Annotated in this window: 1 protein-coding gene; it reads left to right on the forward strand. The window is 35.9% G+C overall.

Going from position 1 to position 543, the window contains the following annotated elements; genetic code table 11:
* Positions 1-23: 23 nt before the first annotated feature.
* Positions 24-543 (forward strand): restriction endonuclease subunit S (locus D8801_RS09790; RefSeq protein ID WP_260468156.1); only part of this gene is annotated, 520 nt, incomplete at its 3' end.

Raw genomic sequence — 543 nt, forward strand, 5'->3', positions numbered from 1 at the left:
CAAATCCCTCCCGATTTAACGAGATGTTTGGGGATCCTGTTTTGAATGATATGGGGTGGGAGATTGAAACACTAGATAAAGTTGGAACGATTGGTAGAGGTGTTTCTAAGTATAGACCACGTAACGCTTCGGAATTATTTGGAGGAATCTATCCGTTTATACAGACAGGAGATGTAGCTAATTCAGGAAACTATATTGTAGATTATCATTCTACATATTCTGAGTTTGGTCTTAAACAAAGTAAATTGTGGGATAAAGGAACATTATGTATAACTATCGCAGCTAATATAGCTAAAACAAGTATATTGGCTTTTGATTCATGTTTTCCAGATAGCATTGTTGGCTTTATTCCGGGAGAAAGAACCAATAATATGTTTATTCATTATTGGTTTAGTTACTTTCAAAAGATGCTAGAAAGTCAAGCTCCAGAATCAGCTCAAAAGAATATAAATTTAAAAATATTAAGTGAACTAAAAGTAATCCTCCCCCCTCTTTCCCTCCAAAACGAGTTCGCGGACTTTGTGGCTCAGGTCGACAAATCAC

This window comes from Streptococcus oralis (assembly GCF_003943415.1).
GTDB classification, from domain to species: Bacteria; Bacillota; Bacilli; order Lactobacillales; family Streptococcaceae; genus Streptococcus; species Streptococcus oralis_BJ.